Annotated in this window: 12 protein-coding genes and 1 pseudogene; 4 read left to right on the top strand and 9 right to left on the bottom strand. The window is 34.9% G+C overall.

Going from position 1 to position 12,612, the window contains the following annotated elements; translation table 11 throughout:
• Positions 1-78: 78 nt before the first annotated feature.
• A complete protein-coding gene (locus tag HM987_RS17590) occupies positions 79-1,029 on the bottom strand; it encodes an endonuclease/exonuclease/phosphatase family protein (protein ID WP_179009321.1) in 951 nt (316 codons plus the stop codon).
• A gap of 75 nt (positions 1,030-1,104) precedes the next feature.
• Here HM987_RS17590 and hflX point away from each other — a divergent pair, with 75 nt between their 5' ends.
• A complete protein-coding gene (gene hflX / locus HM987_RS17585; RefSeq protein WP_179009320.1) occupies positions 1,105-2,316 on the top strand; it encodes a GTPase HflX in 1,212 nt (403 codons plus the stop codon).
• 169 nt (positions 2,317-2,485) lie between these two features.
• Entirely contained in the window at positions 2,486-4,759 is a 2,274-nt protein-coding gene (locus HM987_RS17580) for a transglycosylase domain-containing protein (protein ID WP_179009319.1), read from the top strand.
• Between the two features lie 70 nt (positions 4,760-4,829).
• Here HM987_RS17580 and HM987_RS17575 read toward each other — a convergent pair whose 3' ends face one another.
• From HM987_RS17575 to HM987_RS17540, 8 genes and pseudogenes are all read right to left on the bottom strand, one after another.
• On the bottom strand, positions 4,830-5,771 hold the full coding sequence (locus tag HM987_RS17575) for a DUF3078 domain-containing protein (protein ID WP_179009318.1): 942 nt from the start codon (positions 5,769-5,771) through the stop codon (positions 4,830-4,832).
• 127 nt (positions 5,772-5,898) lie between these two features.
• Complete coding sequence (locus HM987_RS17570) at positions 5,899-6,414, bottom strand: DUF2480 family protein (protein ID WP_179009317.1); 516 nt, start codon at positions 6,412-6,414, stop codon at positions 5,899-5,901.
• 18 nt (positions 6,415-6,432) lie between these two features.
• A pseudogene (locus HM987_RS17565) lies at positions 6,433-8,267 on the bottom strand (ABC transporter ATP-binding protein).
• Between the two features lie 129 nt (positions 8,268-8,396).
• Complete coding sequence (locus HM987_RS17560) at positions 8,397-8,732, bottom strand: cupin domain-containing protein (protein WP_179009316.1); 336 nt, start codon at positions 8,730-8,732, stop codon at positions 8,397-8,399.
• Positions 8,733-8,758: 26 nt separating this feature from the next.
• The gene (locus HM987_RS17555; RefSeq protein ID WP_178991679.1) at positions 8,759-9,085 is read right to left on the bottom strand and encodes an iron-sulfur cluster assembly protein; all 327 of its coding nucleotides are present in this window, start codon (positions 9,083-9,085) and stop codon (positions 8,759-8,761) included.
• Positions 9,086-9,177: 92 nt separating this feature from the next.
• Positions 9,178-9,600, bottom strand: coding sequence for a SufE family protein (locus HM987_RS17550; protein WP_179009315.1), 423 nt, complete (start codon positions 9,598-9,600; stop codon positions 9,178-9,180).
• Positions 9,601-9,633: 33 nt separating this feature from the next.
• Entirely contained in the window at positions 9,634-10,455 is an 822-nt protein-coding gene (locus HM987_RS17545; RefSeq protein WP_179009314.1) for an META domain-containing protein, read from the bottom strand.
• Between the two features lie 46 nt (positions 10,456-10,501).
• Positions 10,502-11,716, bottom strand: coding sequence for an aminotransferase class V-fold PLP-dependent enzyme (locus tag HM987_RS17540; RefSeq protein ID WP_179010130.1), 1,215 nt, complete (start codon positions 11,714-11,716; stop codon positions 10,502-10,504).
• 128 nt (positions 11,717-11,844) lie between these two features.
• On the opposite strand from HM987_RS17540, the gene HM987_RS17535 reads away from it, so the two are divergent.
• Together HM987_RS17535 and HM987_RS17530 are read left to right on the top strand one after the other, a co-directional pair.
• Positions 11,845-12,177 (top strand): PadR family transcriptional regulator, encoded by a 333-nt coding sequence (locus HM987_RS17535; RefSeq protein WP_179009313.1) that lies wholly within the window; start codon positions 11,845-11,847, stop codon positions 12,175-12,177.
• Between the two features lie 2 nt (positions 12,178-12,179).
• Positions 12,180-12,608, top strand: a complete 429-nt coding sequence (locus HM987_RS17530) for a DUF3309 domain-containing protein (protein ID WP_179009312.1) — start codon at positions 12,180-12,182, stop codon at positions 12,606-12,608.
• Positions 12,609-12,612 lie beyond the last annotated feature (4 nt).

Here is a 12,612-nt window from a genome sequence, read left to right as displayed (position 1 = left end):
AATGGCTATTAAGAAGAGCTTAACATTGTTATAATAGATTAACTACCTTAATAATCGATAAATGGTAGAGGCGATTTTTTAAGTTGACTTCAATTGAATATAAACAGGAAAATGGTCACTATATCCGCCTTTATATTTTTTGCCGACATAAGTTCTAAATGGCTGTCCTTTATATCTACCTTGATACTGCGTTAGAGACTTAACATTAAATATTTTAGCCTCAATAAATGCTAATTTGGTTGTATTGGTATCAAAGAAATTTGTAGAAAATAGAACTTGGTCAAATATATTCCATTGAAAATTGTGATTTAAACTTCCATTATCGTGAGACCAAACCGTTTTGAAGGGATTATAAAGGTTGCTTTCTTTTTCCAATAATAACAAACTTTTGCTGCCTGGATTGTCATTAAAATCTCCCATAACAATAGTTTTGTCATTTGGGTTTTTTTCTTTCAATCGTTTTGTTATTGAGTTTACAACATTAGCTGCTGCTATATGCCTAAATTCAGTCTCCTTTTCACCTTCTCTTCTAGACGACCAATGATTGACGATTATATTAAGGATTTCACCTTTTAGTTTGCCTTGTACCAAAAGAATGTCCCTCGTGTAATCTTTTTGGCCTAGGTCGTTTTGAAGATAAACGGAAAAGGTTTCAGAATGTTCAACTTTAAAAACACTGGGTTTGTAGAGCAGTGCTACGTCGATGCCTCTTTCGTCCATAGAATCATAATGTACATAACTGTAATTTTCATCCCTTAAGTTTTTACTATTTACTAAGTCTGATAACACGGTTTCATTCTCAACCTCAGCTAACCCGATTATTGCTGGTGCAACTTTAGATTGCTCTTTACCTATTTGAGAAATTACGGCGCCTAATTTCATTAATTTATTTTGATAGCGCTTTGGCGTCCATCGTTTGGCTGACGCTGGTAAAAAATCATCATCGTGTGTTAAAGGGTCATTTTCAAAGTCGAATAAATTTTCAACATTATAAAACGCTACAGTATAAATTTCAGAATTATAATTCATGGGACTAAATATAGGTTATTTTAAAATTTATATAGACAGCCACTAATTGCTTAACTTTGCACCTTTAATGTATTTATGATAGAAAAAAAAGATATAGACTTAGAAAAAACGGTCCTGATAGGTATTATTACACAAGACCAAGATGAAGAAACATCAAAGGAATATTTGGATGAACTCGAATTTTTAACCTACACCGCTGGTGGTGAGGTCATAAAACGCTTTACCCAAAAAATGACCATGCCAAATCCTAAAACCTTTATTGGCACAGGGAAAATGGAAGAAGTTACCAAATTTGTAAAAGAAAATGATATAGGTACCGTAATATTTGATGACGAATTATCGCCAGCCCAAGAACGAAACATCAGTAAAATACTGAATTGTAAGATTCTCGATAGAACGAATCTTATTCTGGACATTTTTGCCCAACGTGCACAAACAAGCTATGCAAGAACCCAAGTAGAATTGGCGCAATGTGAATATTTATTGCCAAGACTTAAAGGGATGTGGACACACCTTGAGCGGCAAAAAGGGGGTATTGGTATGCGTGGTCCTGGTGAAACAGAGATTGAAACCGATAGACGTATTGTTCGTGATAAAATAGCTTTGCTAAAATCAAAGATCAAAACCATTGATAAGCAAATGGCTGTTCAACGCGGTAATCGTGGGAAAATGGTACGTGTGGCGCTGGTCGGTTATACCAATGTTGGAAAATCAACACTGATGAACGTGATCAGTAAAAGTGATGTCTTTGCCGAAAACAAGTTATTTGCTACGCTAGATACGACCGTGAGAAAAGTGGTTATTGGAAACTTGCCTTTTTTAGTTAGTGATACTGTGGGATTTATTAGAAAACTGCCAACACAATTGGTAGAGTCTTTTAAAAGTACGCTAGATGAAGTTCGGGAAGCTGATTTATTGCTTCATGTCGTTGATATTTCACATTCCAATTTTGAAGAACATATAGATTCCGTCAATCAGATTTTAGACGAAATTGATAGTAAGGATAAACCAACTATCATGGTTTTTAATAAGATTGATGCCTATGAACCAGAACCTTTTGATGAAGATGATTTAGTAGAAGAACGCACCAAAGCCAATTTTACTATTGAAGAATGGAAAAAAACTTGGATGTCGCGGTTAGATGGCAATGCGTTGTTTATTTCCGCATTGAACAAGGAAAACATGGATGAATTTAGAAAACGGGTTTACCAAGAAGTCAGGGAAATCCATGTGACGCGCTTTCCATACAATCATTTCTTGTATCCAGACGTTGAAGATATAGAATAGATAAAAGATATCAGACCGCTTCGCTTTTGGATGTTACCTGCCTGCCGCAGGCAGGGAATTTAGACTTGAATCTAAATAGCTGACAAAAATTTGTGTTTAAATTGAAAAATTAGTGGTTCTCTTAGAATGATTTTCGAAAAAGTATGGTTGACATAGAAATAGCTTCAATATGAATTCTTTTTTCACTAGAATTAAATCGCGATTAAAAAAATTATGGCAGAATAAGTGGATTAAATGGTCGCTTGTTGCAATCGGTGCTGTCTTACTATTTCTTCTAGGGCTTTACATCAGTATTTATCTTGGGGTATTTGGAAAGCTTCCTACTTTGGAAGCTATCGGTTCCATAAAGCAAGAGCAGGCCACACAGTTGTTAGATAAGGATGAAAAATTAATTGGCAAATATTATATTTATGACAGACAGCCCGTAAAATTTGAAGATTTCCCAAAACACCTCATTGATGCGCTCGTTGCTACAGAAGATTCAAGATTTTATGAGCACGACGGCATTGATAACATCAGTTTGATGCGTGTTTTTGTCAAAAATTTAATTCTTCAGGATAAGTCAGCAGGAGGCGGAAGCACCATAACACTTCAATTGGCTAAAAATCTTTATGGCAGGAAGAACTATGCGATATTCAGTATGCTTATCAATAAGTTTAAAGAATCTATTGTTGCCAAACGTATTGAAGCCGTTTATTCCAAAGAAGAGATTTTAACCTTGTACCTAAATACCGTTCCTTTTTCCGATAATACGTATGGTATAGAAAGTGCCTCCCGTAAATTCTTTAATAAATCGGTAAAAGATATTTCATTAAATGAAGCCGCCACTTTAGTTGGTACCTTAAAAGCCAATACATATTACAATCCAAGAGTACATTTGGAGCGCAGTAAAGACCGAAGGCATGTGGTTTTAAGCCAAATGGTGAATTACAATTATTTGGCCGAAGATTCACTAGACTATTATTCAAATCAAGATTTAGAATTAGAGTATCGGTCGTTTAATCACGATTTAGGTTTGGCACCTTATTTTAGAGCCGAAGTCAAAAAACAATTGGAATCTATTTTAGATACCTTAAAATCGCCTGATGGAGAGCAGTATAATTTATACAAAGATGGCTTAATCGTCCACACGACGCTAGATTATAAAATGCAGGAATTGGCAGAAGAAGCCATGAAAGAACACATTAGCAAACTTCAAACGGATTTTGAAAATTCATACGGTAAAAGCGCACCTTGGGAAACCAACAAGAAACTACTCGAAAATGCCATTAATAATTTACCTCAAGTCAAAGCTTATAAAGCGCAAGGGTTATCTGAAAGTCAAATCAATGACTCACTAAGTCTTAAAAAATTGACTGATTTATTTAGTTGGAAAGGCGATACCATCAAAAAAATATCAACTATAGATAGTTTAAAACATTATCTCAAATTCTTAAATACTGGAATGCTCTCTATAGAGCCGACTACAGGTGCTGTGAGAACTTATGTTGGTGGTATTGATTACCGATATTTCAAATACGATCATATTTCACAAAGTGAACGACAAGTTGGTTCTACATTTAAGCCTTTTGTTTATACAGCAGCTATCGAGAATGGCTTGGATCCATGTACTTATTTTTCGCTAAATAAAGTGACTTACACCGATTACGATGATTGGACTCCTAGTAATTCTGGCGGTGATGAAGATGAAGATCCTTATATCAATTATACGTTGGAAAATGCGCTGAGCAATTCCATAAATACTATTTCTGTTAAGGTTATGGAAAGGGTTGGAATACCAAAGGTTTTAGAACAGGTTGAAAAATTAGGCATCTCAAAAAAATTACCAAATGAACCATCCTTAGCCTTAGGTGTTGCAGAAATCAATTTAAAGGATTTAACAGGCGCATATGCCAGCTATTTAAATAACAACCGATCAGTAAAACCTTATTACATCACTAAAATTGAGGATAAATCTGGAAACGTCATTGCCACGTTTCAACCTGAAATTTCAGAAAAGGAAGCTTATAACGACTATACGAGACAAGTACTTTTGGAAATGATGAAATCTACAGTCAATAAAGGAACCGCTTCAAGATTACGAAGTACCTATGGTCTAAAAAATGAAATTGCTGGTAAAACAGGAACGACACAGAACAATAAAGACGGTTGGTTTGTAGGTTTAACCCCAAAATTAGTAACCATCACTTGGGTAGGAAACGATAATCATGCTATTGGATTCAAATCCACAGGAATGGGACAAGGCGCCAATTCGGCCTTACCGATTTTCGCTAAGTTTTTTCAAAAATTGAATACTGATAATGATTTTAACTCAATTACCAGAGCTCAGTTTGAGAACCCTTCGGAGCAAGTTTTAGACGATTTGGATTGCGAACCTACTAAACGCGATGGTTTTATTAAACGCTTATTCAAGAAAAAGAATAAGAAGACAACGTTTAATTGAGTTTAGAAAATAAAAAAACCTATCTAAATTTCAATCTAGATAGGTTTTTTTTAAAAACTATTAGTTGCGATTAGAACTTATAGCTCAAACCAATAGTGTAATACGATTGTAATTTGTTATCAATATTGTCAAATGTTGGTTCAGCCGCTGTTCCCATTGGGTCATACTGACCAAGAGCATAGCTTAAGGCTTCTTGTTTGTTGCTTCTTAAAGCAAAATCGAAACCAACACCAATCATTTTCCAAAGTGTGTAGCTAAAAGAGTTCGTCCAAGTCCAGTTAGATAAATCACTAGATTCGTAACTTTGGAATGTTGAAAAGTTGGACTTAAAAGCAATGGCACCAATTTGTCTTGTATAATCCGCCACAATTTTTGCACCTAAAGAGGATTCAAAAACGGCATCATTATCAGCAAATACAAAGTTGTAGTTCAATGGGTGGATCACTACGATTAAGTTTTCGATTGGTGTCCATGTCGCACCAACACCAAGATCTAAGTAGCCAGGATCGTTAAAGTTATCCAATAATGTAGTTCTGTATTCCATTAAACCAGATATAGCCCAAGTTTTGCTTATGTTTCTACCGTATAGTGATGATAAATTGAAAACATCTGTCGTTGGCTCAAAATCATCACTATCTGTATCGACATCTTTGTTATCTAATTTTACCCAAGAAAGGTTGGTGTTTAAAGAGTTTCTCCAAAAATATTTGTCTTCGATTTTATTGGCAAAAGCATTAAACGTAATACCAATATTTCCAGAACTATTATTAGGTGCTCCCTGTGCATACCAATTATTAAATTCAGATAGGCTACCACCAATAGTACCAAATGCACCTACTCTCCAACCTGGTAAGGCATCAATTTGTTTTTGCAAGGCATCAGCTTCAGCTTGAAACTTGTCTGCTTCGGCTTGTTTTTCTGCTTTTTGGGCTTGTAATTCTTCTTTCGTTTGCGCAAAACCAAGTGTTATGGCAAACATAAAGCATGCTGATAAAAGTAATTTCTTATTCATTATGGGTTAGATTTAAGTAAATTATAGTCGTTATTAGAGTGCAAATATAGGTGTTTTCCGATTTTTGTTAAATTAAAAAATAATAAAATCATTATCTTTTAGACACCAGTATCGCACTAAGGTCGTATTATTTATTTTTAGGTTTTTTGTAGAGCGGCACCGAAGAACAAGCCTCTCCAAACATAATGGATTTAGCTACGGGTTTCAATTTTTGGGATAATAACACTAATGCGTTTGAAGGCACGGGTTTATGGGAACACCCTTTTATAATGACAGGAAAATCTTCAAATTCCGATATATCCAAGTTTGAAATAATATCGGCGTATAAAATAGATTCCAAATCGGCTAAAGAACCAATAATGGTTACTTTTGAAAACGGCTGAAGCGCAATCGATATCAACATGTAAGCCCAATCGGGCACAATGGCATCGGTTGAACAATGCAACGCCACATAAGTATTTTGGTATTGCGACCAGTCATGAGTTGCAACATGAGCTCTAAACTCTTTTTCACGAAGCACCAATCCTTCAACCAACCAATCTTTGATATCAAAAAGAATGCGATTGCCTTTTGGATAGTAGTCTTCTAGATCTATAACTTTTAGTTTGCTAATTGCGACTCTATTAATAATCTCTTCTGCCATAATACAAAGATAAATATTTTACTGATAGCCTTCGGCTTGTAACGTAAACAATTCGGAATACAAATCTTGGTTTTTTATCAGCTCTTCATGGGTGCCAATTTCCAAAACTTTCCCATGTTCTAACACTAAAATTCTATCGGCTTGGCGAACGGTACTAAATCTGTGTGAAATGATAATACTTGTTTTACCCTCTGTTAAACCAATAAACCGACCAAACACTTCACTTTCTGCACGTGCGTCTAGTGCTGATGTGGGTTCGTCTAGTATCATTACTTCAGCACTTTTCATATAAGCTCTTGCTAAAGCCACTTTTTGCCATTGACCGCCAGATAATTCTTGGCCGTTAGAAAACCGTTTTCCCAATTGCTGATTGTAACCATGTTTCAATTCGGATACAACATCGTTGGCTAAACTCAGCTCCGCAGCATTTTCAATTTTAGCTTGGTTTTCCAATTCGTCTATATTTCCAATGGCAATGTTTTCCTTTACAGTAAATTCATATTTAAAGAAATCTTGAAAAATAACGCCAAAAAATTCTTGATACTCAGCGATATTGAAACGGTTTATGTTGATACCATCTAATAATATTTCGCCCGAAGTAGGTTCGTAAAACCGTAATAGTAATTTAATTAAAGTGGTTTTTCCGGCACCATTCTGACCAACAAACGCAAGTTTTTCGCCTGCTTTAAGATGGAACGTAAGACCTTTTAATATTTCAACCTCAGAATTCGGATAAGCAAATCGAACGTCTTTAAATTCAAAACCTTTTATAATTTTTTTCGGTAATGGAACATCTTCCTTGACTTTTGAAACAATTGAAATATCAATAAAGTCGAAATAATCTTTCAAATACAGTGCACTTTCTGAAATACGTGTGAATTTTGAAAAGAAATCCTGAAGGTTTCGCATTAAGCGATTAAAAGAACCCGATAAAAAGGTCAATTCCCCAAGGGTAATGGCACCTGAAAGTACACGGTAAATAATAAACACATAAGCACCATAATAACTGATAGAGCCTAAAACATTAAACAAAAATCCTAAAGCGGAACGCTTAATGGAAAGGGATTTGTTGAGTTGGTAATATTCTTCAGATAAGTTTTTAAAACGGTCCACTACAAAATCAGTTAAGCCAAAAAGCTTGATTTCTTTTGCGGTTTTATCGTTGGCACCTATAAAGCGCAAATAATCCAATTCGCGTCGTTCTGATGTCCAGCTTCGTGCTAAAGAATATTGGCGTTGACTAAAACGGACTTCATTTATAAACGACGGAATAATGCTTAGAACCAGAAGTATAATTAAATAAGGTTCAAAATAAATTAAACCAGCAACAAGCGTCGCAATGGAAATAGTACTCTGGGCTTGTCCGAGTACATTAGACATGAGCCCAACACGACCAGTCGTTTGGGTTCTTGCGCGTTCTAGCTTGTCGTAAAATTCAGAATCTTCTAATAAACTAATATTTATCTGATTGGTTTTTTTAATGATAGTGACCGAAGTCGCAATATTATATTCGTCGCCAAGTAAACCATCTGTTAAAGAAATCGCTCTGCTAATTAAATCGGAAAGAACAATTAAGCCAAACTCGTAGGCCACATAGGTCCAAAGGGTATAATAATCGGGATTATCCAATGAAATTTGTAGTATGATTTCATCGATAATCAATTTTCCTACCCATAAAATGATAACAGGAAGTACCGCGCCAATTAGTCTGCAAAAAGCGGACAGCAAAAAGAGGCTTTTGTTAACATTCCAGATTTCTCTAAAGAATCTAGGAATATAAACTAAGGCATTAAAGGACGATTTTAAATTTGTTTTTTACCGTCCTTTAAGGAAGTAGGTTTTGGTCTTGGCATTTACAAAGTCTTTAATAAAGCAGTTTCCTAAATTCTGATCACATAAGCCTATGAAATCATAACCTACAAAGAGTGTAACTTCTAATTTGCCAGATGTGATGTAATTTATGATATCGGCTGGCAAGATCTTTATAGGAAATCTTCGCGAATTGGATTAAAACTATCAATCAATCTTACTTTTTCGGTTAAGGTTTGTACGGTATGACTAAGATTTGACTCTATCTTGAATACGTCACCTTCATTCAAAACATATTCTCGATTTTCAATAAATAATTTTAATGATCCACTGGCTACATAAGTTATTTGCTCATGTGGATGACTGTGCGGTGGATCTGGTTGAGCCATTGGGCCATTTGTGAAATCAATAACCGTAATCATTAAGTCCTTTAAATTGACTACTTTCCTATTTAAATTTGGGTTTAAGGCTTCAAACCCTTCATTGTGCTTTATTACTTCTTTTGTCAATATGTTTTTTTTTGTATTTCTATTGTTTAAAGCATACCAAGTTCTAACTTGGCTTCCTCGCTCATTAAATCTTGTGACCAAGGTGGATCGAACGTAATTTCTACTTCGGCATCCTTAACCTCGTTAATGGATTTTACTTTTTCCTCAACCTCTAAAGGCAAGGTTTCTGCCACAGGACAGTTTGGTGTTGTTAAGGTCATTAAGATTTTCACTTCGAAATCCTCGTTTACAAAAACATCGTAGATTAACCCTAATTCGTAGATATCCACAGGAATTTCAGGATCGTATATGGTTTTTATGACTCTTAGAATTTTTTCTCCCAGTACTGCGGTGTCTATAGTGGTATCGCTCATTTTAAAATTTGTTTTTTAGTTCCCATGCAAATGGAAATCTGTTTAGTAGTTAGTCGTTTAGTTGTCGCCTTAACAACGAACGACTAAACAAATTAACTCAATTGTGTTTGGTACGCAATAGCGTACATTTTTAGTTGTTTTATCATACTCACTAAGCCATTGGCTCTAGTTGGTGATAAATGTTCTTTTAATCCTATTTTATCAATAAAATCAGTATTCGCATCTAGAATATCCTTGGGATGTTGATTTGAAAATACGCGGATCAATATGGCTATAATTCCTTTGGTAATAATGGCATCGCTATCTGCCGTAAAGTTCACTTTATCATCTTGCATATTGGCATGCACCCAAACTTTACTTTGGCAACCTTTAATGATATTATCTTCAGTTTTATATTTTTCGTCTATTAAAGGTAAGTCTTTCCCTAAATCTATCATGTATTGGTAGCGTTCCTCCCAATCTTCAAACATGGAAAACTCATCAATAATTTCGTTTTGTACGTCTTCAATGGTCATAGTCTCAATCTTTTGTGCAAAATTACAAAATCGCTATTGTTTTAACGTGTTTTCTTTAATTGATAACACTTTATTAACTAAAGCTTCGATGGCTTCTGGTGGATTGCCGTGGTCAAAAGCAGGTGTCATATATTCCACATCGCCAATTATTATGGCTAAAGTGGCCAAAGGTGCGCCATCATATTGATGCTTTTTAGAAGGCGGTGTTAAATTTTGAATGGATTCTACGTCAATAGCTTCAATCAATGCATTTACAGCTTGCCAATCTTCCGCTTCAATTTGATATTTATCAATAGTCTTAAGACTACTATCTTTAGAAATTGATAGTTTTGTTTTCGAAAGCATTATAAAATCAAAAGCGCCTCTGGAAATCGACTGGTATTTCACGGCTGTATTATCCCTGTAGTTTACAACCGAACTTTTTTTAGACTCGCCAATGGCTTCTGTCCCAATGATCATAGTCTCATCTTCTGCCGAAAAAACTATGTTATCGCCACGTTTTGAAAATGCATCTACCGCTCTCAAGGATTCTAAAAACTGATTTTCAAATTTCATGATATCATTTGGACAGAATTTTTTTGAAGCAGCCAGGTTATTGAACGCTATCCTATTATTTTCCAAGGTGTAACTACCGAAGAAACTATTGCAACCTGCAAAACCTGTGACCTTATTTGATGTTTCGTCAAAAGAAATAGTAATTTTGTTAGAAAGCACATCTTCCTTTTTAAGCTGGGTTATATTGTAGGTTCCAGAAAGTCTTTTTTGCATTGTTTCTTTAAGCTCAGCGGCTTTTTTAGACGAATCACAAGAGCTAAACGTCATTATAAGGGTGAATAAACTTAATAAAAATTTCATTTGTAATGGTTTTGGAGCTTACAAAATACACTTTTAATGCCAAAGTTTAAGATAACATCATTATTGCTTTTTTAAGCGCTGTTATAAAGGCATCAATTTCTGCCTTAGTATTATAAAACATAAAAGATGCTCTTATGGTTCCGGGAATTTTATAAAAATCCATAATAGGTTGGGCACAATGATGACCTGTACGCACGGCAATTCCCATTTTGTCTAAAATAGTTCCAATATCATAAGGATGAATAGACCCAACATTAAATGAAATTACAGAGGTTTTATTTTTTGCTGTGCCGTAAATTTTTAAGCCTTCAATTTTGAGTAACTCTGCGGTTCCATAATCTAAAAGCTCATCTTCATACTTAGCAATATTGTCAAAGCCAATCGTGTTCATAAAATCTAAAGCTGCTCCAAAGGCTATCCCTCCACAGATGTTTGGTGTTCCAGCTTCGAATTTATGAGGTAAACCTGCATACGTGGTTTTTTCGAAAGAGACTTCAGCAATCATTTCACCTCCACCTTGGTATGGAGGTAATGTATTTAACCATTCCTCTTTTCCGTAGAGCATACCAACACCAGTTGGACCACACATTTTATGAGCCGAACAAACATAAAAATCAACATCCAAAGCTTGAACATCTGGTCTTATATGCGGACAGGATTGCGCGCCATCCACTAAAACGGCAGCACCAACCTTATGTGCTTCTTTTATGATGTATTCAATGGGATTTATAGTTCCTAAAGCATTTGAAATATGGTTTACAAATACCAACTTGGTGTTTTCATTCAGTAATTCGTCATATTCGGAAAGTATCAATTCACCATTTTGATTCATAGGAATCACTTTTAGGGTTGCGCCTGTACGTTCACAGAGCATTTGCCAAGGCACAATATTACTATGGTGCTCTAAAGCCGATACCATAATTTCATCGCCTTTTTTCAAAATTGAAGAAAATCCGTTAGCCACTAAATTGATGCCATGCGTTGTGCCAGAAGTGAAAATAATCTCATGGCTATGTTTGGCATTGAAATGCGTTTGGATTTTTAATCGCGCTTGCTCATAAGCATCAGTCGCTTCCTGACTTAAACTATGGACGCCTCTGTGAATATTGGCGTTGTAATTACTGTAATAATCGACAATAACGTCAATGACCTGTTGAGGTGTTTGAGACGTTGCAGCATTATCGAAATAAATGAGTGGTTTCCCGTTAACTTCACGTTGAAGTATTGGGAAGTCTTTTCTTATTTTCTGTACATCAAACATAAGTTCTAATTCCATAAACACAAAGATACAAAGCATTGCTATGAAAGTAAAACTTATAACAAGGGTTTAATAATAACATTTTTTTACATTTAATTAGGATACATTTATATAAAATGTATATTTGCATTATGTATAGCAAAGAATTAACAAAAGGAACGTTGCAACCAATCATTCTAGCGCTTATAAATACTAAGGGTAGAATGTATGGTTACGAGATTACGCAAGACGTAAAAAAAATGACTTCGGGAAAAATTGATATTTCAGAAGGTGCATTATATCCCATTCTACACAAGCTTGAAGCAAAAAAGGTGTTGGAAACCGAAAAGGTTTTTATTGGGAAGCGTGTTAGAAAATATTATAAAGTCACCAAAGAAGGGAAGAAAATGGTCGAGACTGTTACTGAAGAAATCAATGATTTTATTGAGACCTTGAGTTTAATTTTTAATCCTAAACCCATATAAATATGGAATTGTCAGAAAAACATATTGCTTTTATAGAAAACAGCTTAGCGTTATATGGTGTGGAAAACAAAGACTTAAAAGAGGATTTGGTGGATCATATCTGTACCTATATTGAAAATCAAGATGCTGATGATTTTAACATATTATATCAACAAGCTCTGCAGAAATTCGGTGGTTATACAAGTTTTCAGAATCTACAATTGGAGACTCATCATCAAAAACTTGCCAAACAAATCATTACGGTTAATAAGTTGAAGTTTTCAGCAGGTTTTATAGTTATTCTTCTTTTGGTTATGAGTTTGGTATTTCAAATGATGCAATGGCCTTATGCTAATGCCTGGTTACTTGGTGCAATTTTAATTTCGGTTTTAATCATTCTTCCTGTTCATTTTTATGCCAACTATAAAAAATCAATTCACAAATATTCTTAAATCA

The organism is Winogradskyella forsetii (assembly GCF_013394595.1).
In the GTDB taxonomy this organism is placed as follows: domain Bacteria; phylum Bacteroidota; class Bacteroidia; order Flavobacteriales; family Flavobacteriaceae; genus Winogradskyella; species Winogradskyella forsetii.
This window is presented reverse-complemented; position numbering and strand designations above follow the sequence as displayed.

Coding starts and splice junctions, on each gene's coding strand:
- HM987_RS17590 (WP_179009321.1), bottom strand. CDS start 1,029: ATGAATTATAATTCTGAAATTTATACTGTAGCGTTTTATAATGTTGAA.
- hflX (WP_179009320.1), top strand. CDS start 1,105: ATGATAGAAAAAAAAGATATAGACTTAGAAAAAACGGTCCTGATAGGT.
- HM987_RS17580 (WP_179009319.1), top strand. CDS start 2,486: ATGAATTCTTTTTTCACTAGAATTAAATCGCGATTAAAAAAATTATGG.
- HM987_RS17575 (WP_179009318.1), bottom strand. CDS start 5,771: ATGAATAAGAAATTACTTTTATCAGCATGCTTTATGTTTGCCATAACA.
- HM987_RS17570 (WP_179009317.1), bottom strand. CDS start 6,414: ATGGCAGAAGAGATTATTAATAGAGTCGCAATTAGCAAACTAAAAGTT.
- HM987_RS17555 (WP_178991679.1), bottom strand. CDS start 9,085: ATGAGCGATACCACTATAGACACCGCAGTACTGGGAGAAAAAATTCTA.
- HM987_RS17550 (WP_179009315.1), bottom strand. CDS start 9,600: ATGACCATTGAAGACGTACAAAACGAAATTATTGATGAGTTTTCCATG.
- HM987_RS17545 (WP_179009314.1), bottom strand. CDS start 10,455: ATGAAATTTTTATTAAGTTTATTCACCCTTATAATGACGTTTAGCTCT.
- HM987_RS17540 (WP_179010130.1), bottom strand. CDS start 11,716: ATGTTTGATGTACAGAAAATAAGAAAAGACTTCCCAATACTTCAACGT.
- HM987_RS17535 (WP_179009313.1), top strand. CDS start 11,845: ATGTATAGCAAAGAATTAACAAAAGGAACGTTGCAACCAATCATTCTA.
- HM987_RS17530 (WP_179009312.1), top strand. CDS start 12,180: ATGGAATTGTCAGAAAAACATATTGCTTTTATAGAAAACAGCTTAGCG.